Annotated in this window: 24 protein-coding genes and 1 tRNA gene; 13 read left to right on the top strand and 12 right to left on the bottom strand. The window is 73.2% G+C overall.

All coding sequences use genetic code 11. The annotated features are described in order from the left end of the window. Positions 1–148: 148 nt before the first annotated feature. On the bottom strand, positions 149–550 hold the full coding sequence (locus tag ACLE50_RS16700; RefSeq protein ID WP_410944491.1) for a tetratricopeptide repeat protein: 402 nt from the start codon (positions 548–550) through the stop codon (positions 149–151). Between the two features lie 122 nt (positions 551–672). On the opposite strand from ACLE50_RS16700, the gene eno reads away from it, so the two are divergent. The 5 genes from eno (at position 673) to ACLE50_RS16675 (ending at position 5,124) form a co-directional block, all read left to right on the top strand. Further along, the gene (gene eno, locus ACLE50_RS16695) at positions 673–1,968 is read left to right on the top strand and encodes a phosphopyruvate hydratase (protein WP_410944490.1); all 1,296 of its coding nucleotides are present in this window, start codon (positions 673–675) and stop codon (positions 1,966–1,968) included. 182 nt (positions 1,969–2,150) lie between these two features. Further along, positions 2,151–2,738 carry an FtsB family cell division protein gene (locus tag ACLE50_RS16690; protein WP_410944489.1) on the top strand — a complete coding sequence of 196 codons (588 nt, stop codon included), beginning with the start codon at positions 2,151–2,153 and terminating at the stop codon, positions 2,736–2,738. A 4-nt stretch (positions 2,739–2,742) separates the two neighbouring features. Further along, the gene (locus ACLE50_RS16685; RefSeq protein WP_410944488.1) at positions 2,743–3,297 is read left to right on the top strand and encodes a DUF501 domain-containing protein; all 555 of its coding nucleotides are present in this window, start codon (positions 2,743–2,745) and stop codon (positions 3,295–3,297) included. A 118-nt stretch (positions 3,298–3,415) separates the two neighbouring features. Continuing rightward, entirely contained in the window at positions 3,416–4,369 is a 954-nt protein-coding gene (locus tag ACLE50_RS16680) for a Ppx/GppA phosphatase family protein (protein ID WP_410944487.1), read from the top strand. After that, positions 4,366–5,124: a uracil-DNA glycosylase gene (locus ACLE50_RS16675; RefSeq protein WP_410944486.1), complete on the top strand. Its 759-nt coding sequence runs from the start codon at positions 4,366–4,368 to the stop codon at positions 5,122–5,124. Before ACLE50_RS16680 ends, ACLE50_RS16675 begins: the two co-directional genes overlap by 4 nt. A gap of 101 nt (positions 5,125–5,225) precedes the next feature. Here the strand turns inward: ACLE50_RS16675 and ACLE50_RS16670 are convergent, their stop codons facing one another. After that, positions 5,226–6,044 carry a class I SAM-dependent methyltransferase gene (locus ACLE50_RS16670; protein WP_410944485.1) on the bottom strand — a complete coding sequence of 273 codons (819 nt, stop codon included), beginning with the start codon at positions 6,042–6,044 and terminating at the stop codon, positions 5,226–5,228. A 35-nt stretch (positions 6,045–6,079) separates the two neighbouring features. Between ACLE50_RS16670 and ACLE50_RS16665 the strand changes: the two genes are divergently transcribed. Next, positions 6,080–6,153: transfer RNA gene (locus tag ACLE50_RS16665), tRNA-Leu, on the top strand. Positions 6,154–6,246: 93 nt separating this feature from the next. Here the strand turns inward: ACLE50_RS16665 and arsB are convergent. Continuing rightward, positions 6,247–7,311 carry an ACR3 family arsenite efflux transporter gene (gene arsB / locus ACLE50_RS16660; protein WP_410944484.1) on the bottom strand — a complete coding sequence of 355 codons (1,065 nt, stop codon included), beginning with the start codon at positions 7,309–7,311 and terminating at the stop codon, positions 6,247–6,249. Next, entirely contained in the window at positions 7,308–7,673 is a 366-nt protein-coding gene (locus ACLE50_RS16655; protein WP_410944483.1) for an ArsR/SmtB family transcription factor, read from the bottom strand. The genes arsB and ACLE50_RS16655 overlap by 4 nt, the downstream gene beginning before the upstream one ends. Before the next feature lie 74 nt (positions 7,674–7,747). Here ACLE50_RS16655 and ACLE50_RS16650 point away from each other — a divergent pair, with 74 nt between their 5' ends. The 4 genes from ACLE50_RS16650 to ACLE50_RS16635 all read left to right on the top strand — a co-directional run bounded on the left by ACLE50_RS16650 (position 7,748) and on the right by ACLE50_RS16635 (position 10,070). Continuing rightward, positions 7,748–8,218 carry an ArsI/CadI family heavy metal resistance metalloenzyme gene (locus ACLE50_RS16650; protein ID WP_410944482.1) on the top strand — a complete coding sequence of 157 codons (471 nt, stop codon included), beginning with the start codon at positions 7,748–7,750 and terminating at the stop codon, positions 8,216–8,218. A gap of 56 nt (positions 8,219–8,274) precedes the next feature. Beyond that, positions 8,275–8,880, top strand: coding sequence for a YdcF family protein (locus ACLE50_RS16645; protein ID WP_410944481.1), 606 nt, complete (start codon positions 8,275–8,277; stop codon positions 8,878–8,880). Between the two features lie 168 nt (positions 8,881–9,048). After that, positions 9,049–9,579: an AAA family ATPase gene (locus ACLE50_RS16640; protein ID WP_410944480.1), complete on the top strand. Its 531-nt coding sequence runs from the start codon at positions 9,049–9,051 to the stop codon at positions 9,577–9,579. A 74-nt stretch (positions 9,580–9,653) separates the two neighbouring features. Continuing rightward, entirely contained in the window at positions 9,654–10,070 is a 417-nt protein-coding gene (locus ACLE50_RS16635; RefSeq protein WP_410944479.1) for a pyridoxamine 5'-phosphate oxidase family protein, read from the top strand. Positions 10,071–10,078: 8 nt separating this feature from the next. Here ACLE50_RS16635 and ACLE50_RS16630 read toward each other — a convergent pair whose 3' ends face one another. Next, a complete protein-coding gene (locus tag ACLE50_RS16630; RefSeq protein ID WP_410944478.1) occupies positions 10,079–10,987 on the bottom strand; it encodes an aminoglycoside phosphotransferase/kinase family protein in 909 nt (302 codons plus the stop codon). Here ACLE50_RS16630 and ACLE50_RS16625 point away from each other — a divergent pair. Further along, complete coding sequence (locus ACLE50_RS16625; RefSeq protein ID WP_410944477.1) at positions 10,986–11,552, top strand: orotate phosphoribosyltransferase; 567 nt, start codon at positions 10,986–10,988, stop codon at positions 11,550–11,552. The genes ACLE50_RS16630 and ACLE50_RS16625 overlap by 2 nt on opposite strands. Here the strand turns inward: ACLE50_RS16625 and bioD are convergent. Genes bioD through bioB form a run of 4 tightly spaced genes read right to left on the bottom strand, consistent with a single transcriptional unit; the run spans position 11,539 to position 15,822 of the window. After that, entirely contained in the window at positions 11,539–12,225 is a 687-nt protein-coding gene (bioD, locus tag ACLE50_RS16620; protein WP_410944476.1) for a dethiobiotin synthase, read from the bottom strand. The genes ACLE50_RS16625 and bioD overlap by 14 nt on opposite strands. Continuing rightward, complete coding sequence (locus ACLE50_RS16615) at positions 12,222–13,361, bottom strand: aminotransferase class I/II-fold pyridoxal phosphate-dependent enzyme (RefSeq protein WP_410944724.1); 1,140 nt, start codon at positions 13,359–13,361, stop codon at positions 12,222–12,224. The genes bioD and ACLE50_RS16615 overlap by 4 nt, the downstream gene beginning before the upstream one ends. A 23-nt stretch (positions 13,362–13,384) precedes the next feature. After that, on the bottom strand, positions 13,385–14,767 hold the full coding sequence (bioA, locus tag ACLE50_RS16610) for an adenosylmethionine--8-amino-7-oxononanoate transaminase (RefSeq protein ID WP_410944475.1): 1,383 nt from the start codon (positions 14,765–14,767) through the stop codon (positions 13,385–13,387). After that, complete coding sequence (gene bioB / locus ACLE50_RS16605) at positions 14,764–15,822, bottom strand: biotin synthase BioB (protein ID WP_410944474.1); 1,059 nt, start codon at positions 15,820–15,822, stop codon at positions 14,764–14,766. The genes bioA and bioB overlap by 4 nt, the downstream gene beginning before the upstream one ends. A 100-nt stretch (positions 15,823–15,922) precedes the next feature. Here bioB and ACLE50_RS16600 point away from each other — a divergent pair, with 100 nt between their 5' ends. After that, positions 15,923–16,462, top strand: coding sequence for a TetR/AcrR family transcriptional regulator (locus ACLE50_RS16600; RefSeq protein ID WP_410944473.1), 540 nt, complete (start codon positions 15,923–15,925; stop codon positions 16,460–16,462). Between the two features lie 4 nt (positions 16,463–16,466). Here the strand turns inward: ACLE50_RS16600 and rox are convergent, their stop codons facing one another. Together rox and ACLE50_RS16590 are read right to left on the bottom strand one after the other, a co-directional pair. Continuing rightward, complete coding sequence (gene rox, locus ACLE50_RS16595; RefSeq protein ID WP_410944472.1) at positions 16,467–17,894, bottom strand: rifampin monooxygenase; 1,428 nt, start codon at positions 17,892–17,894, stop codon at positions 16,467–16,469. A gap of 153 nt (positions 17,895–18,047) precedes the next feature. After that, entirely contained in the window at positions 18,048–19,130 is a 1,083-nt protein-coding gene (locus ACLE50_RS16590) for a permease (protein WP_410944471.1), read from the bottom strand. A gap of 172 nt (positions 19,131–19,302) precedes the next feature. Here ACLE50_RS16590 and ACLE50_RS16585 point away from each other — a divergent pair, with 172 nt between their 5' ends. Then, positions 19,303–19,917 (top strand): GyrI-like domain-containing protein, encoded by a 615-nt coding sequence (locus tag ACLE50_RS16585; RefSeq protein WP_410944470.1) that lies wholly within the window; start codon positions 19,303–19,305, stop codon positions 19,915–19,917. A gap of 8 nt (positions 19,918–19,925) precedes the next feature. Here ACLE50_RS16585 and ACLE50_RS16580 read toward each other — a convergent pair. Continuing rightward, positions 19,926–20,156 (bottom strand): HNH endonuclease signature motif containing protein (locus tag ACLE50_RS16580; protein WP_410944469.1); only part of this gene is annotated, 231 nt, incomplete at its 5' end.

The following is a 20,156-nucleotide window of genomic DNA, read 5'->3' as shown; positions in this document are numbered from 1 at the left end:
CCGGTTTGTGGCCCCATATCGGGCAATCAGTGCATATGTCCGCACTCTTGTGGCGGAGCGTGGTCAGCCGATCACGCTGTGACGGATTCCCGGTCCCGGCCGACGGCGTCGGGAATCCCACGTCCGGACCCCGTAACGCGGCCGGCGCTCAGTCCCGCTGGTTCGCCATCCGCGCCCGGACCTCGCCGAGCGCCTCCTGGTACTCCGGGCGCGGGTCCATCGCGGCGGCGATCTTCAGCTGCGTCTCGGCCTCGGGCAGGCGCCCCTGGCGCTGGTAGGTCTTGCCCAGCGCGAAGTGCGCGTAGTGGTCGGCGGGGTCGAGCTCCAGCACCCGGACGAACGACGCCTCGGCCTGCTGCAGCTGCGCCGAGTCGATGTAGGCCCGCCCGGCCAGCAGGTGCACCGACGCGTCGTTCGGGCACTCCTCGACGATCTCCGAGAGCTCCGACAGCGCCTCGAGCGGGCGCCGGTTCGACAGCAGCCCCTCGGCGCGTCGGTACGCGGCCACCGGGTCCGTGCCCTCTCCGGGATTCGCTCGCCGAGTGCTCATGGTTCACCCCACGTTAGGTGTGATCGGAGCGATGCGCGAGGGGTTGACACCACCCCCTGAACGAGCCTTCCGGCGGCTACGCTGACGCACCGATACGACCCGCGATGTGAACAGGAGTGACGGTGGCTGTCATCGAGCAGGTCGGGGCGCGCGAGATCCTCGATTCCCGGGGCAACCCGACGGTCGAGGTGGAGGTCGCGCTGGACGACGGGACGCTGGCCCGCGCCGCGGTGCCGTCGGGTGCGTCGACCGGGGAGCACGAGGCCGTCGAGCTGCGCGACGGCGACAAGAACCGCTACGGCGGCAAGGGCGTCGAGAAGGCCGTCGCGGCCGTCCTGGACGAGATCGGCCCCGAGCTGGTCGGCGTCGAGGCCGTGGACCAGCGGCTCGTCGACCAGCGGCTGGTGGACCTGGACGGGACCCCGGACAAGTCCCGCTTCGGCGCGAACGCCCTGCTGGGTGTGTCGCTGGCCGTCGCGAAGGCCGGCGCCGAGTCCTCCGGGCTGGAGCTGTTCCGCTACATCGGCGGGTCCAACGCGCACGTCCTGCCGGTGCCGATGATGAACATCCTCAACGGTGGTGCGCACGCCGACACCTCCGTCGACGTGCAGGAGTTCATGATCGCCCCGATCGGCGCGGAGTCGTTCCGCGAGGCCCTGCGCTGGGGTGCGGAGGTCTACCACGCGCTCAAGTCCGAGCTGAAGGACAAGGGCCTGTCGACCGGCCTCGGCGACGAGGGCGGCTTCGCCCCGGACGTCAAGGGCGGCACCCGTGGTGCACTCGACCTGATCGCCGCCGCCGTGCAGCGCGCCGGCTACACGCTGGGCACCGACATCGTCCTGGCCCTCGACGTCGCCGCGACCGAGTTCCACGAGGGCGGCAAGTACTCCTTCGAGGGCAAGAAGCTCACCGCCGAGGCGATGGCCGAGGTGTGGCGCGACCTGGTGTCGGAGTACCCGCTGGTCTCGATCGAGGACCCGCTGGACGAGAACGACTGGGACGGCTGGACGGCGCTGACCCAGGCCATCGGCGACAAGGTCCAGCTCGTCGGCGACGACCTGTTCGTCACCAACCCGGAGCGACTGGAGGAGGGCATCTCCCGCGGCGCCGCGAACGCGCTGCTGGTCAAGGTCAACCAGATCGGCACGCTGTCGGAGACCCTCGACGCGGTCACCATGGCCCAGAGCGCCGGCTACCGCTGCATGATGAGCCACCGTTCCGGCGAGACCGAGGACGTGACCATCGCCGACCTGGCCGTCGCCACCAGCTGCGGGCAGATCAAGACCGGTGCCCCGGCCCGCTCCGAGCGCGTCGCGAAGTACAACCAGCTGCTGCGCATCGAGGAGATCCTCGGTGACGCCGCCCGCTACAACGGCGAGCTGGCCTTCCCGCGCTACCAGGCGCCCGCCCAGGGCTGAACCACCCGGCCGGTCCGGACCACACGGCCGAACGGCTGATCTCCGTGCCGCGCCGGGAGCCCCCGGCGCGGCACCGGGACAGCACCCCGATCGGGGGGCATCCTGGGACCCGGCCGATCACGCAGGTGATCCGGCGGCGTTCCGCGACGAGCCGGATCGCCCGGACGGGGACGGGAGGACGCATGGCGGACACGCGTGGCCGCGGAGGCAGCACCCGGGCCCGCCCGTCGTCGTCGCGTGCACGATCCCGCTCCGGCAAGCCGCGTACCTCCCCGACCCGGGGGTCGACCACGTCGGCCGGGGAGCCGCGCAAGCGCCCGTCCCGCTCGGTGCAGGGCCGCCCGCGGCTGACGCGGGCCCGATCGCGCGCCGGTGAGGTCGTCGCGAAGACCACCGGGCTGATCGGGCTGTCGTCGACCAAGCGCGCCGCGATCCTGGCGATCGTGGTGTGCGCACTGGCGCTGACCGTCGCCGTCCCGCTGCACAACTACGTCGCCCAGCGCCAGGAGCTCGCCTCGGTCAGCGAGCAGCAGCAGGCACTCGAGGCCGATGTCGCCCGGCTGTCGGCGGACCGCGCCCGGCTGTCCGACCCGGCCGAGGTCGCCGCCCAGGCCCGGAGCCGGCTGCACTACGTCGCGCCCGGCGAGATCCCCTACGTCGTCCAGTACCCGCAGCCGCCGAAGCCCGCCGTCACCGACGGCCAGGCCGAGCCCGGCGTCCCCTGGTTCCGGACCCTCTGGGGCGACGTCACCGGCGACCCGCGACGATGAAGGGGTGAACACCCCGCACCACCCCGGCCGGACCCGGCCGCCCGGACTCGAACCGGGACCCGTCGCGCAGGCCGACCTCGACGCCGTCGCCCACCAGCTCGGGCGTGCCCCGCGCGGCATCCTCGCCGTCGGCTACCGCTGCCCGTCCGGGCACCCGACGGTCGTGCAGACCGCGCCGAAGCTGCCCGACGGCACCCCGTTCCCGACGCTGTACTACCTGACCTGCCCGCGGCTGTCGTCGCGCATCGGGACCCTCGAGGCCGAGGGCCGGATGAAGGAGATGCAGGACCGGCTGGCCACCGACCCGGAGCTGGCGCAGCGCTACCGGGCCGCGCACGAGGCCTACCTCGCCGCCCGCGACGCGATCGAGCCGCTGGACACCCACCCCGACGTCACCGCGGGTGGCATGCCGGACCGGGTGAAGTGCCTGCACGTGCACGTCGCGCACGCGCTGGCCGCCGGGTCCGGGGTGAACCCGTTCGGCGACGAGGCCCTGGCCGAGATCGGCGAGTGGTGGCTGCCCGAGGGCGACTGCATGCCGCCCGGGACACAGCAGTAGCGACACAGCGCTAGCAGGAGCGACACAGCGGTAGCAGGGCCGGTCCGCGTACGGTGACCGTCGACGGGCCCGCCCCGTGCCCCGTCCGAACGCCCCACCACCACGAGGAGAGCTGCCGATGTCGCGGGTGGCCGCCATCGACTGCGGGACCAACTCGACCCGTCTGCTCGTCGCCGACGTCACGGAGTCCTTCGACGGGCTCAAGGACCTGCGTGACCTGCACCGGGAGATGCGCGTCGTCCGCCTCGGCAAGGGGGTGGACGCGACCGGCCGGCTCGACCCGGAGGCGCTGGAGCGCACCCGCGCCGCACTCGTCGACTACGCCGCGGCGGCCCGCCGCAAGGGCGCCGAGCGGATCCGGATGGTCGCCACCTCGGCGACCCGGGACGCGTCGAACCGCGAGGAGTTCTTCGCGATGGTGCGCGACACCCTCGGTGTCGACGCCGAGGTGATCACCGGGGACGAGGAGGCGCGGCTGTCGTTCGTCGGCGCCGTCGGCGACCTGGACCCCGACGACGGACCGTTCGTGGTCACCGACGTCGGCGGCGGGTCCACCGAGGTCGTCGTCGGGGAGCTGCGCGACGGCGTCGCCGAGGTGACCGCGGCCAAGTCCGTGGACATCGGGTCGGTGCGCCTGACCGAGCGCTGCCTGCCCGACGACCCGGCCACCCCGGAGCAGGTCGACGAGGCCCGCCTGGTCGCGTCCGCGGTGCTCGACGAGGCGTTCGCCGCGGTACCGGTCGAGGGTGTGACGACCTGGGTCGGCGTCGCCGGGACGATCACGTCGCTGTCGGCGATCGCGCAGGAGCTGCCCGCCTACGACCGCGACGCCGTGCACAACTCGACCCTGTCCCGCGAGCAGCTGCACCGGCTGGCCGACGAGCTGGTGCACGCGCCGCGCGCGGAGAAGGAGAAGCACGGGTCGCTGCATCCGGGCCGGGTCGACGTCATCGGCGCCGGTGCGCTGGTCGTGCAGGCACTGGCCGACGAGCTGCACGCCCGCGCCGGGATCGGGAAGGTCGTGGTGTCCGAGCACGACATCCTGGACGGCATCGCGCGCTCCATCGCATGAGCGTCGACGCGGCCGTTCCCGCGTCGCTGGCCGAGCTCGACCGCGCGGTCGCGGAGTGCCGGGCCTGCCCGCGGCTGGTTGAGTGGCGCGAGCAGGTTGCCGTGGAGAAGCGCGCGTCGTTCCGCGACCAGACCTACTGGGGGCGCCCGGTGCCCGGCTTCGGCCCGGCCGACGCGTCGATGCTGATCGTCGGGCTCGCCCCGGCCGCGCACGGCGCCAACCGGACCGGCCGCATGTTCACCGGTGACCGCTCCGGCGACGTGCTCTACGCGGCGATGCACGCCGTCGGGCTCGCGTCCCAGCCGACCGCCACCCATCTCGGCGACGGGCTGGAGCTGTACGGCGTGCGGATCACCGCACCGGTGCACTGCGCGCCGCCGGCGAACAAGCCGACCCCTGCCGAACGCGACACCTGCCGGGTGTGGCTGGAACGCGAGCTGGACCTGCTCGCCCCGACGCTGCGCTCGGTCATGGTGCTCGGCGGGTTCGGCTGGCAGGCGCTGCTTCCGGTGCTCGCCGGAGCCGGGTGGACGGTGCCGCGCCCGGCGCCGAAGTTCGGGCACGGGGCATCGGTGACGCTGCAGCCCGCGGAGCCTGCGGGGGCGTCCGCGGGCCCCGCGCGGGAGCCGCTGGAGCTGTTCGGCTGCTACCACGTGAGCCAGCAGAACACCTTCACCGGACGGCTGACCCCGGCGATGCTGGAGGACGTCCTGGCGGCGACGGCGCGGGCGGCGGGGTTGCCGGTCACGGGGTGAGCCGGGGCTGCTCGGCCCGCGCTTTGCTCTGCTCACCTGTACGCATCACCGCAGGTCAGCCGGTGCGCTCTGCTCTGCTCACCGATACGCAGCACCGCAGGTCAGAAGCGGAAGCGGTGCAGCCGCATCATGTCCGCGAACCCGGGGAGCACACCGAGTGCCGCGAGCCACGCCCGCCGCCAGGGGTTCGGGGTGCGCAGCATCGCCTCGTCGTAGACGGAGACGTCGTCGCGCTCGCGCAGCGCGGGGTGGCGGTGTGCGAACTCCGTGCCGTCCCACGACCACTGGAACCGGGTGTCGACGCCGGTGACCAGCTTGGTCAGCCGCGACAGCTGCTGCGTCCAGGGGGAGACGGCGTCGAAGGCGAGGACGCCGCGCGACAGCCGGGTCGTGACCCGGTGGACGATCGTGTCGACGGCCGTCGGCGGCAGGTACATCAGCAGCCCCTCGGCGAGGACCAGGGTCGGCCGGAGGGTGTCGACCTCGTCCCACCAGTCGTCGTCGGCGACCGACGCGGCGACCTGCTCGACGTGCGCGGGGACGTCGTAGAGCCGGGCGCGGATGTCCATGACCTCCGGCTGATCGACGTCGATCCACCGGCAGGTCGCCGGGACGTCGAGTCGCAGCGGGCGGCTGTCGAGGCCGCATCCGAGGTGCAGGACCTGGCCGTCCGGGTGCTCGGCGAGGAACTCGCGGGTCCAGCCGTCGAGGATCGCGGCGCGGCTGACGACGGTGGCTGAGTCGCCGGACAGCGTGCCGATCCGGCTGACGTCGTGCTCGATCCGGTCCCAGGTCGCGACGGCGTACGGGTCGCCGAGGATCGGGCGGTCGGTCAGCGCGTCGAGCCGGCGCAGGTAGAGCGTGAACAGCAGTGTCGCCGCTGCTCCGCGGAGCTGGACCTTCTCGGTGCCGGTGGTCATCCGGTGTGCCTCCCCGATGGCTAGGCTGACGCGGCGCCCCCGTAGCCCAACGGCAGAGGCAAGCCCCTTAAAAGGGTTACCGGTGTGGGTTCGAATCCCACCGGGGGCACTCGCTCACTCCGCAGATTACGCCGGTGACCAGCAGGAAGAGCGTCATCCGGCACGACGGCGGTGACCGGTCGTTCCCGGCGGTGACCGCCGGTCACGCGGGCTGGGGCCAGCGGCGCCGGACGGCCAGGGAGACGTGCACCAGCGCGACGAGGACCGGGACCTCGATCAGCGGCCCGACGACTCCGGCGAGCGCCTGCCCGGACGTGACGCCGAACGTGGCGACGGCGACGGCGATGGCGAGCTCGAAGTTGTTGCCCGCCGCGGTGAACGCGAGCGTGGTGGCCCGGGGGTAGCCGAGGCCGATCCCACGGCCGAGCAGCAGGGCCCCGGCCCACATCACGGCGAAGTACACGAGCAGCGGCACCGCGATCCGGGCGACGTCGAGCGGGCGGGCGGTGATCGCGTCGCCCTGCAACGCGAACAGGACCACGATCGTGAACAGCAGCCCGTAGAGGGCGAGCGGTCCGACGCGGGGCAGGAACCGCGACTCGTACCAGGCACGGCCCCGGGCGCGTTCACCGACGCGTCGGGAGAGATAGCCGGCCACCAGCGGAACGCCGAGGAACACCAGTACCGAGCCGGCGATCTGCCACGGGGAGACGTCCAGGTCCGCGGTCGGCAGGCCCAGCCATCCGGGCAGGACGGAGAGGTAGAACCAGCCCAGCGCGGCGAACGCGATCACCTGGAACACCGAGTTCAGCGCCACCAGCACGGCCGCGGCCTCCCGGTCGCCGCAGGCGAGGTCGTTCCAGATGACGACCATGGCGATGCAGCGCGCGAGCCCGACCACGATCAGGCCGGTGCGGTACTCGGGCAGGTCCGGCAGCAGCAGCCACGCCAGCACGAACATCAGCGCCGGGCCCGCGACCCAGTTCAGCGCGAGCGAGGCGATCAGGAGTGGCCGGTCGGCGGTGACGGTGTCCAGGCGGTCGTAGCGGACCTTGGCCAGCACCGGATACATCATGACCAGCAGGCCGAGCGCGATCGGGAGGGACACCCCGGCCACGGACAGGCCGTCGAGGGCGGCGCCCGCTCCCGGGATCAGCCGGCCCCCGAGCAGCCCGATCCCCATGGCCGCCAGGATCCAGACGGGCAGGAACCGGTCGAGAGTGGACAGCTTCTCCACGACCGGCGCGGGACCGGTCCGCGCGCTCACGACGCCCCCGCCGGGGCGTCGGCGGCGAGGAGCCCGGACAGCCGCTCCAGGACCTCCGGGCGGACCCGGTAGTAGATCCACGTTCCCCGGCGCTCGCCCGAGACGAGGCCGGCCTCCCGCAGCACCTTCAGGTGGTGGCTGATCGTCGGGCCCGACAGCGCGAACACGCCGGTCAGGTCGCAGACACACGCCTCGCCGCCCGCGTGCGATGCGATCAGGGACAGCAGCCGGAGCCGTACCGGGTCGCCCATCGCCTTGAACGAGCGGGCGAGTTCTGCCGCCTGCGCGGCGGTCAGTGGCTCGCGGACCAGCGGGGAGCAGCACTCGGCCGGGTCGGTCCCGTCAGGACCTTGGTTCGACACTCGTCTATCTTGACTGTTGTCGAAGTTCGGCGCAATCTCGGTACCGATCGTCGTCGATGCCGGGAGCGTCACTCATGTCTCGTGTCCAGCTCGCACTGCGGGTGTCCGACCTCGAAGCGTCGGTCAGCTTCTACGCGTCGTTGTTCGGCGTGCGGCCGGCCAAACGGCGCCCCGGGTACGCGAACTTCGCCGTCGCGGAGCCGCCGCTGAAGCTGGTCCTGATCGAGGGGCCGCCCGGCGTGGACACGGTCATCGACCACCTCGGCGTCGAGGTCGGGACCAGCGACAAGGTCGGCCGGGCCGCGGCACGCCTCGCGGAGCTGGGGTTGTCCGCGCGCGTCGAGGACGACACCGAGTGCTGTTATGCCCTGCAGGACAAGGTCTGGGTGCACGCTCCCGGCGCCGAGCCGTGGGAGGTGTACACCGTCAAGGCCGACGCCCCGCACGCGACGTCGATTTATCCGGCCGGGGCCTCACCGGAGACGGCATGCACGTGCGGGGGACCGCGGGGTGGCGATGACGCGAACCGGGGAGCGACGCTCTGAAGGGGATTCCGGCCGAACGCCGGGCCGACGTCGAGACGCTGTGGGACTTCAGCCGGATGCACCACCGGCTCCGGCCCGTCGATCTCGCGGTCGGCCTCGGCAGCCACGACCTCGGCGTCGCCACCTGCACCGCGCAGCTGTACCGGCGCGGGCTGTTCCCGACGATCGTGTTCACCGGCGCCAACGCCCCGACCACCGTCGAGCGCTTCCCGCGCGGCGAGGCTGTGCACTACCGGGAGCACGCGCTGGAGCTCGGCGTCCCGGACGCGGCGATCCTCGTCGAGCCCTCCGCCACCAACACCGGCGAGAACATCGACCGCACCCGCGACCTCGTCCGCGCCCGCGGGCTCGACGTGTCGTCGGTCCTGCTCGTGACCCGGCCCTACCAGCAGCGACGCGCCTACGCCCAGTGCCGCATGCGCTGGCCGGAGGTCGACGTCGTGTGTGCGTCGCAGGAGGTGTCGCTCGACGACTACGTCGCCGGGATCGGCGACCCGGACCGCGTCGTCGACATGCTCGTCGGCGACACCCAGCGGGTGTGGCTGCACGCCGAGCGGGGCTGGGCGGTGCCGCAGGACGTGCCCGCAGCGGTCACGGCTGCCTACGACCGGCTCGTCGCGGCGGGGTACACGCGGCGGGTGGTCGAGGAGGGACGTGAGTAGAGCTTCCGGGTCCGGGTCCCGCACCCCTGTCTACCGGCTGGGGAGCATCGCCGGAGGTTTCCCGCGCCACCATCCGACGCGGCCGGAACGAAGCTGTCCCGCGTCCCGATCGGCTCGGCGGTGACCGTCGTGGAGCGGTGACCGGGTGATGGGTCCATCATCGCGGGTGTGAGCAGCACCCGCGCCGTTCTGGTCGTCCTCGGCGGCCTGCCCGGGACGGGCAAGACCACGGTCGCGAACGAGTTCGTCCGCGCGTCCGGTGCGGCGTACCTGCGGATCGACACCATCGAGCAGACCGTCGTCGAGCACACCGCACTGGAGCAGCCGCTGGGCCCGGTCGGCTACGAGATCGGGTACGCGCTCGCGGCGGAGCAGCTGGGGGCGGGGACGCCTGTCGTCGTGGCCGAGTGCGTCAACCCGCTGCAGATCACCCGCGACGCATGGCGGGACGCGGCGTCGGCGGCCGGCGCGGCGCTGGTCGAGGTCGAGATCGTCTGCTCGGACGCGGTGGAGCACCGGCGGCGGGTGGAGCAGCGGACCGTCGACGTGCCGGGGTTGCGCCTGCCGACCTGGGCGGACGTGCAGCGGCGGGAGTACGAGCCGTGGGACCAGGAGCACCTGGTGCTGGACACGGCGCACCTCGATGCGGCTGGGTGCGCCCGTGCGGTCGAGGAGCGGGTTGCTCACGCGGCCGGGTGAGGCAGGGTCAGGACGACGTCGTCGATCGGTCGGTCACGCTCGGGCGAGGGGCACGGCCGCGGGGGTCCTGTCGAGTGCTGAGCAGCGATACTCGATACATGGATCCGGCCGAACCGGTGATCGCGAACAGACTCCGGCACGAGGACATCGTCTGGCTCGCCACCGTGCGGCCGGACGGGTCTCCGCACGTCACACCGGTGTGGTTCGTTTTCGACGACGGCACCTGGTGGATCGGATGCAATGCGGGCTCGGTGAAGGTCCGGAACTGTCGTGATCAGCCGATGGTGTCGCTGGCGTTGGACGACGGCCGCCGCCCGGTCGTCGCAGAAGGCGCCGTGCGAGTCCACACGGCGGAGTTCCCCGACGCCGCGGTCGCGTTGCTCGCCCGGAAGTACGACGGGTGGGACATCACGGCTGACGACGGTTCCGGGCCACGAGCGCTCATCGAGGTGCGGACGACCCGTTGGCTCCTGCGTGGGGACGCGCAGTAGCCGCAGGATCAGCAACCGGCCCGCCGCAGCCGCTCCGCGGCTTGGTCCCGCAGCGCGCGCTCGGCGATCGGGGCGGTGCCGTGCAACGCCTCCCATCGCGCGTTGTGGGCGGCCGGCCACAGGCTCGCGGCCCAGGCGATCTCGGTCTCCTCGGCGGTGAACAACCGGCCGCGACGGTGCTGGTAGGTCTCGAGGAAGGCCTTCGAGCTCGCGACCGGGGCGAGGGTCGGTGGCCGGGCGCTGGGGAACGTGCCACTCGCGGCACCCACCAACGCGGCCTCCGGCTGCCAGGCGAGCGAGTCCCAGTCGTGCACCGCCCGGATCTCGCCGTCGCGCCATCGCAGGTTCTGGGCCTCGTAGTCGGCGTGGCCGAGCACGCACCGAAGGGCCGTGGCCGACAGGCGGGCGTGAGCCCGCTCCGCGGTCGTGACGACGTGTCCGGGCACCGCGCTCTGGTCCCGGCTGTCCAGTTCGCCGATCTCCGGCCACAGCCCGGGGCCGGTGTGGTCCCACGCGATCCAGCGCGGGTTCGGCAACGGAGGTGGCACGACCACGTTCTCGAGTACGGCCGCCAGGTCGGCGAACACCTCGGCGTAGCGCGCGGCGACCTCGGGGCAGTCACCGGCCAGAATCTCGCCGCCGGGGCGGTACTCCTCGGCGTGCACGACCGACGATCCGACCCGGATCGCCGGTGTCAGCGGCCGCGCGCAGGGCAGACCGGCATCGGCCAGCCGGGCCTGTGCGGTGATGCAGGCATCGGCGCGGTCGTCGTCGTAGCGGGACTTCAGGACCACCTCGCTCCCGTCGGCGAGCCGGAGCCCCAGGACCGTCGACATCTGGTCGAGGCGGAACAGCTCGTCGACCGGTTCTGCTCCGAGGTGGTCACGACACCACTCCCGGACCCACACTGCGGGCATGGCCGTCAGTGTCCTGGACCGCATGCGGTCCGAGCGTGGGCACTTCGTGTTCGAGTCCGGGCTGCACGGAGACCTCTGGCTCGACCTCGACGACTTCTTCGCCCGCCCGGACCGGGTCACCCCGCTGCTCGACGACCTCGCGGAGCGGCTGCGGCCGATCGGCGCCGACGTGGTCGTCGGGCCGTGCACCGGTGGTGCGTTGGTGGCGTACGGCGTGGCCGAGCGGCTCGGTCTCCGGTTCGTCGGCGCCGAACGCGTCGAGACACCGGCGGACGGCGTCGGTTACCGGCTCGCGGCCTCGCGCGATCTGCGCGGCCGTGGCGCCGTCGTCGTCGACGACGCGATCAACGCGGGCTCGGCCACCGGAGCCACCCTGCGGGCGCTCGCCGAACACGGTGTCCGCCCGGTGGGGATCGCCGCGTTCCTCGTCCTCGGCGGCGGCGCCGCGCGGATGGCCGAGCGGGTCGGCGTCCCGTTGGTCGCGCTGGCCGAGGAGACGATCTCGACGTGGCCACCACAGGACTGTCCACTGTGTGCGGACCGGTGCCCGGTCACGCGGCAGTGACCGGCGAGCGGGCGACCCACGTCGGCGCCCGCTCCCGGAACACCGCCGGTGCCGATCGTCCCGCTCCGGCCGGCACCGCGCCGAGCAACCCCGGGCCGATCGCACCGAGACACCGCCGGTTGTCGCTCTCGATCTCCGACGGCCGCTCCGGCCACGACCCGATCACCACACCGGCGACCGCGACACCCCTGCGCTGCAACGCCTCCACCGTGAGTGCGGTGTGGTTCAGCGTCCCCAGCCCGCTGCGGCAGACCACGACCGTCGCCGACCCCTCGACGGCGGCGGCCAGGTCGGCGAGGGTCGCGCCGTCGTCGGTCAGTTCCACCAGCAGCCCACCGGCGCCCTCGACGAGCACGTGGTCGTGCCGCTCGGCGAGCGCCGCGATCGTCGCCAGGTGCGTCGTGACCGGCGGCAGCGGCACCCCGGCCCGGGCGGCCGACGCGCGCGGCGCCATCGGGTCGGGCAGTCGGATGCCCTCGTGCACCGAGGTCACTCCGGTGAGCCGGGTGATCGTGTCCATGTCACCGGCGCCGTCCTCCAGTCCGGACTGCACCGGCTTGTAGACCGCCACCGAACGCCCGTCAGCGACGAGCGCGGCGGCCAGCGCGGCCGTCGTCACCGTCTTGCCGACCTCGGTGTCGGTACCGGTCACGAACCGCACGTGCGCGGTCACACCGCACCTCCCACCGGCGTACGGACCGATCGTCCGGCCAGGTCGGCGGCCTGCGCCGCACGGTCGACGTCGACCCCGGCGCGGGCGACGAGCCGCAGTCGCGAAATCCCGTCGGGGACGCTCGGCGGGCGGAAGCACCCGACCAGCACCCCGGCGTCGAGCAGGGTCTCGGCGGCGGCGACCGCCTGCCCGGGACCGTCGGCGGGCACCGACTGCACCGCGCCCGGTGCGCGCTCGACCCCGGCGGCCGCGGCGACGACGTCGGCGACGGCGTGCAGGGCCGCGGGCAGACCCGGGTCGGCGTCGACGATCCGCGCGGCCTGCGCAGCGGCTGCCGCGGCCGCGGGCGCGAGGCCGGTGTCGAACACGAAGCTGCGCGCGGAGTTGACCAGGTGTTCGCGCAGCGCCGGAGCGCCCAACACCGCACCACCCTGTGCACCGAGCGCCTTCGACAGCGTCGCGGTCACCGCGACGTGCGGCGCCCCGGCGAGCCCGGCCGCGTGCACCGCGCCCCGCCCCTCACCCAGGACGCCGATGCCGTGCGCCTCGTCGACGACCAGCAGCGCGTCGTGCTCGCGGCACAGCGCGGCAGTGCGCACCAGGTCCGCGGCGTCGCCGAGCACCGAGTACACCGACTCGACGACCACCACGACGCGGGGCTCGTTCCGGTTGCGCAGCAACGACTCCAGCGCGCCCAGGTCGGCGTGCGGGCACACCACGACCGGCGACCGGGACAGCCGTGCGCCGTCGATCAGCGAGGCGTGCACGTGCGCGTCGCTGATGATCAGCGTGTCCGGGTCGCCGAGCGCGGTGAGCAGTCCGGTGTTGGCCGCGTAGCCACTGGAGAACACCAGCGCCGAGCGCTGCCCGGTCAACGTGACCAGCGCGTCCTCCAGGTCGTCGTGCGCCCCGGTCGTGCCGGTGACCACCCGCGACGCGCCCGCGCCGGTGCCGTAGCGCTCGGTCGCGACGATCGCCGCGGCGCGCAGCCGCGCGTCCGTCGCGAGGCCCAGGTAGTCGTTCGAGGCCAGGTCGAGCACGCCGTCGCGGGCCCGCGGATGCCGGCGGGCGTCGGTCCGGCGGACCAGCCCGTCGTCGCGCCTGCGGTCCGCGGCGGCCGCCAGCCAGCCGTCCATCGCCGTCCGGTCGTTGGTCGCCGTCACCGGCCGTGCACCTCCTCGACCGCGCCGGTGACGGCCGCGCCGATGGTATCGATGTCCTCGTCGGAGCAGACGTACGGCGGCATCGTGTAGACCAGGTTGCGGAACGGGCGCACCCAGACGCCGCGTTCCAGCGCCGCCCGGGTCACCGCGCCGACGTCGACCGGCCCGTCCAGCGCGACGACGCCGACCCCGCCGAGCACCCGTACGTCACGCACCGCGTCCAGATCCGCAGCCGGGGCGAGCGCGGCGGCGAGCCGTGATCCGAGGGTGCCGACCCGGCGTTCCAGCTCGAGGGTGAGCAGAGCAACCGACGCCGACGCCACTGCGCAGGCCAGCGGGTTCGCCATGAACGTCGGCCCGTGCAGCAGCGCCCGCTGCGGGGACCGGGTGATCGCCTCGGCGACCCGGTCGCTCACCAGCACCGCCGCCATCGTGAGGTAACCGCCGGTGAGCGCCTTGCCCACGCACATCACGTCCGGGACGACGCCTGCGTGGTCGCAGGCGAACCGGGCGCCGGTCCGCCCGAACCCGGTCGCGATCTCGTCGGCGACCAGCAGGACGCCGTGCTCGTCGGCGATCCGGCGCAGCGCCATCAGGCACTCGGGCGGGTAGACGTGCATCCCACCGGCCCCCTGCAGCACCGGCTCGACGACGACCGCCGCGATCTCGCCGGCGTGCTCGGCCACGATCCGCTCGGCCTCGGCGACCCACGTCGCGACGGCGGCCGCGTCGGGGGCGGCGAGCCGGCCGTCCGCGGTCGGTGCCGCGGGCGGGCGGGGGAGGAACAGCTGGTCGGCGACCAGGCCGGGGAACAGCGAGTGCATGCCGTCAACCGGGTCGCAGACGCTCATCGCCCCGGTGGTGTCACCGTGGTAGCCGCCGCGCAGCGCGACGAACCGCCGCCGCTCCGGACGCCCGGCCGCGGCCTGGAACTGCACCGCCAGCTTGAGCGCGACCTCCACCGACACCGAACCGGAGTCGGCGAGGAACACGTGCCGCAGCGGGTCCGGTGCGAACGCGACGAGGTCCTCGGCGAGCCGGACGGCGGGCTCGTGGGTGAGCCCGCCGAACATGACGTGGCTGAACCGGTCGGCCTGCTCGTGCACCGCCGCGTCGAGCGCCGGGTGCCGGTAGCCGTGGATCATGCACCACCACGAGCTCATCGCGTCGACGACGTCGTGGCGTCGCCCGTCGTCGTCGGCCAGCTCCAGCCGGCTGCCCGACGCGGCCAGTACCGCGTACGGTGCAGGACCGTCGAGCGCGGCGTAGGGATGCCAGAGCAGCCCACGGTCGCGCCCGATCAGGTCGGTGCTGCTCGGTGTGCTGCCGGTGGGTGCTGTGCTGCTCGGTGTGGTGCCGGTCGGTGCGGTGGCGGTCATGCGTTCGGGACGGCGTCCGTGCCCGCGCCGCGCCGGCGCGTGATCGGCACCTGCACCGTCGACGGCAGCTTCTCCTGCTTGCCCAGCACCCGGAACCCGGCGTCGGCGATCATGTCCAGGTCGGCCTGTGCCTCCTGGCCCTCGCTGGTCAGGTAGTCGCCGAGGAACAGCGAGTTCGCGACGTGCAGCGCGAGGCCCTGCATCGAGCGCAGGTGCATCTCCCGGCCACCGGCCATCCGGATCTCCGCCTGCGGGCAGGCGAACCGGGCGAGCGCGAGGATCCGCAGGCAGCGCTGCGGGTCGAGCTGCCAGGTGCCCTTCAGCGGGGTGCCCTCGAACGGCATCAGGAAGTTGATCGGGATCGAGTCCGCGCCGAGGTCGCGCAGCGCGAAGATCGTGTCGATGACCTCGTCGTCGGTCTCGCCCATGCCCACGATCAGCCCGGAGCAGGGGGACAGGCCCGCGTCGCGGGACTTCTCGACGGTGTCGACGCGATCGTCGTAGGTGTGGGTGGAGCAGATCGAGGCGTACTTGGACTCGGCGGTGTTGAGGTTGTGGTTGTAGGCGTCGACACCGGACTCCTTGAGCCGGTCGGCCTGGCCGTCCTTGAGGAAGCCCAGGCAGGCGCACACCTCGACGCCGGGGTGGGTGTTCTTGAGCTCCCCGACGACGTCGGCGACCCGCTCGACGTCGCGGTTGCCCGGCCCGCGGCCGCTGGCGACCAGGCAGACCCGCGACGCGCCACCGGAGATCCCGGCGCCTGCCTGGCGGATGGCCTCTTCGGTGGAGAGCCACGAGTACTTCTCGATGTCGGCGGTGGAGCCGAGCCGCTGCGAGCAGTAGCCGCAGTCCTCGGGGCACAGGCCCGACTTCAGGTTGACCAGGTAGTTGACCTTCACCAGGTCGTCGAAGTAGGCACGGCGCAGGCGGCTAGCCGCGGCGATCAGAGTGAGCACCTCGGTGTCGGGTGCCTCGAGGACGGTCCGGGCCTCGTCGGCCTCCAGGCGGCCACCGGCGAGCTGGCGGGAGGCGAGGTCGTCGAAGGTTTTGAACACCGTTCAAACGCTAGCCGGTGGGTGCGGGAGCGACAAGCCCTGCCGGTTCCCGTGGCGTCGCGGCACCGGGTCAGACTGGTGTGGACGGAGGGGGACACCGGTGGCGCTGAACCGTGAGCGGATCGTCGAGCAGGCGACCGCACTGCTGGGCGAGCAGGGCCTCGGCGGGCTGTCGATGCGCCGCCTGGCCGACGGTCTCGGCGTCCGACCGGGCGCGCTCTATTACCACGTCCCGAGCAAGCAGGATCTGCTGGTCGCCGTGGCCGAACACCTCCTCGCGACGACCCCGGCGCCGATCCCCGACGACGACCCGCGCGCCGCCGCGACGGCGCTGCGCGCGGCCCTGCTGCGGGTCCGCGACGGCGCCGAGCTGGTTTCGTTCGCGCACGCCTTCCGGCCCGAGGCGCTGGCCCCGCTGCACGGGCTGCACCGCGCGTTCGACCTCGCCCCGGCGCGGGCCCACTGGGCGGCGCGGACACTGGTGCACTACGTCCTGGGCTTCGTCGCCGAGGAGCAGAACTACGCCGAGTTGCACCGCACCGGGATCGTCGAACAGGAGGCGGCCCGGGAGGCGCCGGACGAGGCGTTCGCGTTCGGGGTGGAGGCGATCGTGCGGGGCGTGGCGGCGGTGCCGGAGTGAGCGATCAGCGGGCCGATCCGAACCATCGGGGGAGAGCCTCCCGCAGGCCCTCCTGGTCGTCGCCGACCCACACGACGTAGCCGTCCGGGCGCACCAGCACTGCCTGCTGCCCGCTCTCGTCCGGGTCCGCGACGACCCGGTCCACCCGGTCCGCCCAGGCCGCGACGGACAGTCCGCCGGTGCGGTCCAGCAGGACGCCGCGGCCGTCGTGCATCCGGTCGTAGAGCGTGCCCTCCTTCAGCGGGACGTCGCGCATCCGCCTGCCGAGCAGGTCGGAGCCGGTGCCGACGTCGTAGCGCACGTCGAGCCCGACGATCTTCTCCATGAGGTGCCGGTTCACCTCCTCGAAGCCGATCAGCTCGGTCACCAGCCGCCGCACGGCCTGCGCGCCGGGTGTGGTCGACATCAGCTCCATCTGCGCGCGGGTGTTGTCGACGACGCTCGCGGCGACCGGTTTCCGCTCGCTGCTGTAGGTGTCGAGCAGACCGTCCGGGGCCCAGCCGCCGACCTCGGCGGCGAGCTTCCAGCCCAGGTTGACCGCGTCCTGGATGCCCAGGTTGAGCCCCTGCCCGCCGGTCGGCGGGTGGATGTGCGCGGCGTCGCCGGCCAGCAGCACCCGGCCGCGGCGCCACTCGTCGGCGACCCGGGTGGCGTCGCCGAAACGGGACAGCCAGCGCGGGGAGTGCACGCCGAAGTCGGTGCCCGCGGTGGCGACGAGCTGCGCGCGGAACTCCTCCAGCGTCGGCGGGACGGAGCGGTCGTCGGACAGCCCGTCGGCCGGGACGACGACGCGGTACAGCCCGTCGCCGCCCATCGGGCCGAGCCCGAAGCGCACCTGCGTCCGCCGGACCCGCGTGACGACCTCGGTGATCTCCTCGGCCGGCGCGGTCACCCGCATCTCGCCGAGCAGCGTCTCGCTGGTCGCGGGCTCGCCGGGGAACCCGATGCCGAGCAGCTTGCGCACGGTGCTGCGGCCGCCGTCGCAGCCGGCCAGGAACCGGCCGCGCACCTCGGTGCCGTCGGCGAGGACGGCGGTCACTCCCGCGTCGTCCTGGGTGACGCCGGTGAGCTCGGCGCCGCGCCGGATCTCGGTGCCGAGCTCGACGGCGCGCTCGGCGAGCAGCCGGTCGGTCACCGGCTGCGGGATCCCGAGGATGTACGGGTGCGGGGTGTCGATCCCGGACGGCCACGGGGCCGGGATGCCGGCGTAGAACCCGCCGCGCTCGTGGACGACGCCGTGCTCGAGGAACCGGTCCAGCAGGCCGCGCTGGTCCAGGATCTCGATGCTGCGCACGTGCATCCCGAGCGAGCGGACGTGCGGGAGTGGTTCGGGCTCGCGTTCGAGCACGAGGGTATGGACGCCGTGCAGCCGCAGCTCGCAGGCCAGCATGAGGCCCGTGGGGCCACCGCCGGCAATGATCACGTCGTACATGGACCGCCCGTTCACCGAGGTCAGAAGGGGTACGAGCGGAGAGTGTGCGCCGGTGGCGGGGTCTTGCGGCAAGCCCCGCCCCGCGCTATACGTTGAGTACGGCGGGACAGGTCGTCGTCACAGCACCGCTTGCCGTCACAGCACCGCTCGTCATCACAGCACCGCCAGCATCCCGGCCCCGAGCAGCCCGCCGACGACGGCGAGTGCGCCGGTCGCCGCCGTCGCCCGCGGACCGAGCGCCCGAGCGACCATCACGATCCCCGGCAGGCTCACGATCGGCAGCGTGATCAGCAGCGCCCCGAGCGGTCCTGCCGCGACGCCGGCCAGCGCGAGGCCCTGCAGGACCGGGATCTCCCCGGCCGTCGGGATCACGACCAGCGTGCCCAGCACCGCCGCGACCAGCACGAACAGCAGCCCGGACGCGGTGGCCGCGTCGAGCGGGAGCAGCCAGCCGCGGAACGCGCCGACCAGCAGCACGATCACCAGGTACTCCGGCACGATGATCAGCGCGGTGCGGGCGAGGGCGCGGAGGAACCGCGTCGCCGCGTTCCCCGGCCGGGGCTCCGTGGCGGTGGCCGGGGTGCCCTCCCCGGTGATCTCGGCAGGCAGGGTGCGCCCCTCGGTGAAGCGCGCAACCAGCGCGGCACCGCCGACGACCACGACGATCCCGACCACGAGCCGGGTCACCGTCCACTCCCACGGCGCGACGAACACCAGGAACACCAGCACAGCCGGGTTGAGCAGCGGGTTCCCCAGCCAGTACGCGACGGTCGCCGCCGTTGCGACACCGGAGCGGCGCATCGCGACGACGACCGGTGCGGTGCAGCAGGTGCACATCATCGACGGCGTCCCGGCGAGCCCGCCGGCGAGCGCACCGGTGACCGGGCTGCGGCGGTTGAGCACCCGGCGCAGCAGGTCCGGCGGCACGAGCGCCTGCAGCGCCGCGCTCAGCAGCAGCGCGACGACGAGCGCCTTCCAGATCGAGGTGCCGTAGGCGATCGCGAACGACGTCGCCGCGTGCCACGACGGCGGGTCGCCCGGCTGCACCCCGCCCGCGGTCAGGGTGTTCGAACCGCTCCACGTGCCGGACCCGGCCGCCTTCACCGCCTGCCCGACGTAGGGCACCCACTTGGCCCAGAGCAGGCCGACGACGAACACGAGTGCGGTCACCGCGAGCCCGATCGTCACCGTCCGTCGTGACAGGAGGCGCGGGGAGGACGGCGAATGCGCGGACATGTCACGAGAATAGACGCAGCTGCGGTCACTCTCGGATATCGGCGACCCCGGCGACCCCGGCGACCCCGGCGACCCCGGCGCCCCCGGCGCCCCCGGCGACCCCGGCGACACTGGCCGCGCGGGCCCGGTTCCGGGACGATCGTCGCCCCGGTGACCTGGTGGAGGAGCGACCGTGGCGGCGACGGATCTCAAGCGCGAGTTCGCCTGTTACTCCGCGCGCCGGAATCGCCCGGAGCTCGTCGAGGTCCCCGACCTGCGGTTCCTCATGATCGACGGGCACGGTGACCCGAACACCGAGGTCTACGCCGACGCCGTCGGCGCGCTCTACCCGCTCGCGTACACGATCAAGTTCGCGAGCCGGCGCGAACTCGGGCTCGACTACGTCGTCATGCCGCTCGAGGGGCTGTGGTGGGCCGAGGACATGGCGACGTTCACGACGGAGCGGGACAAGTCGCGCTGGTCCTGGACGATGATGATCCTGATCCCGGACCGGGTGCCCGACGACCTGGTCGCCGCGGCGGCCGAGCAGGTGGCGGCGAAGAAGGACCCGCCGGTCCGGCTCGGCGACGTCCGCGTCGGGACGCTGTCCGAGGGCTTGTGCGTGCAGGCGCTGCACGTCGGGCCGTACGACGACGAGGGCCCGCTCCTGCGGCGCATCCACGACGAGGTCGTGCCCGAGCACGGGCTGACCCTCGCCGGCCGGCACCACGAGATCTATCTCAGCGACCCGCGCCGGGCCGACCCGGCGAAGCTGCGGACGATCCTGCGCCAGCCGGTCCGGCGGTGAGCCGGCGTTCATGCCGACACCGGCGCCTGCTGCTCACCGGAGCGTTGCCCGGGCAGGTCGATGCGGCCCGTCCCGGGAATGAGCAGGCTCGGCTGTCGTTTCGGCCGGCGGGCAGGGTCGATCCACGCGGGCGGAATGAACTCGGGCAGCCCGCCGCGTATCCGGACCTCCCATCCTGGTTTGTGGATCAGCCGGTGATGGGATTTGCACAGCATCACCAGATTGTTCAGTTCGGTGGG

Origin of the sequence: Pseudonocardia phyllosphaerae, assembly GCF_046546475.1 — a bacterium.
Classification (GTDB): domain Bacteria; phylum Actinomycetota; class Actinomycetes; order Mycobacteriales; family Pseudonocardiaceae; genus Pseudonocardia; species Pseudonocardia phyllosphaerae.
Note: the sequence above shows the minus strand (reverse complement) of the source record. Positions and strands in the feature narration are given on the sequence as shown.

Excerpts from the sequence above, each read along its gene's own strand:
- ACLE50_RS16675 (WP_410944486.1), top strand. The coding sequence starts at position 4,366 with ATGAGCGTCGACGCGGCCGTTCCCGCGTCGCTGGCCGAGCTCGACCGC.
- ACLE50_RS16645 (WP_410944481.1), top strand. The coding sequence starts at position 8,275 with ATGCACCACCGGCTCCGGCCCGTCGATCTCGCGGTCGGCCTCGGCAGC.
- ACLE50_RS16670 (WP_410944485.1), bottom strand. The coding sequence starts at position 6,044 with ATGACCACCGGCACCGAGAAGGTCCAGCTCCGCGGAGCAGCGGCGACA.
- ACLE50_RS16650 (WP_410944482.1), top strand. The coding sequence starts at position 7,748 with ATGTCTCGTGTCCAGCTCGCACTGCGGGTGTCCGACCTCGAAGCGTCG.
- bioA (WP_410944475.1), bottom strand. The coding sequence starts at position 14,767 with ATGACCGCCACCGCACCGACCGGCACCACACCGAGCAGCACAGCACCC.
- ACLE50_RS16630 (WP_410944478.1), bottom strand. The coding sequence starts at position 10,987 with ATGCCCGCAGTGTGGGTCCGGGAGTGGTGTCGTGACCACCTCGGAGCA.
- ACLE50_RS16700 (WP_410944491.1), bottom strand. The coding sequence starts at position 550 with ATGAGCACTCGGCGAGCGAATCCCGGAGAGGGCACGGACCCGGTGGCC.
- rox (WP_410944472.1), bottom strand. The coding sequence starts at position 17,894 with ATGTACGACGTGATCATTGCCGGCGGTGGCCCCACGGGCCTCATGCTG.
- ACLE50_RS16690 (WP_410944489.1), top strand. The coding sequence starts at position 2,151 with ATGGCGGACACGCGTGGCCGCGGAGGCAGCACCCGGGCCCGCCCGTCG.
- ACLE50_RS16590 (WP_410944471.1), bottom strand. The coding sequence starts at position 19,130 with ATGTCCGCGCATTCGCCGTCCTCCCCGCGCCTCCTGTCACGACGGACG.
- ACLE50_RS16625 (WP_410944477.1), top strand. The coding sequence starts at position 10,986 with ATGGCCGTCAGTGTCCTGGACCGCATGCGGTCCGAGCGTGGGCACTTC.
- ACLE50_RS16680 (WP_410944487.1), top strand. The coding sequence starts at position 3,416 with ATGTCGCGGGTGGCCGCCATCGACTGCGGGACCAACTCGACCCGTCTG.
- ACLE50_RS16615 (WP_410944724.1), bottom strand. The coding sequence starts at position 13,361 with ATGGACGGCTGGCTGGCGGCCGCCGCGGACCGCAGGCGCGACGACGGG.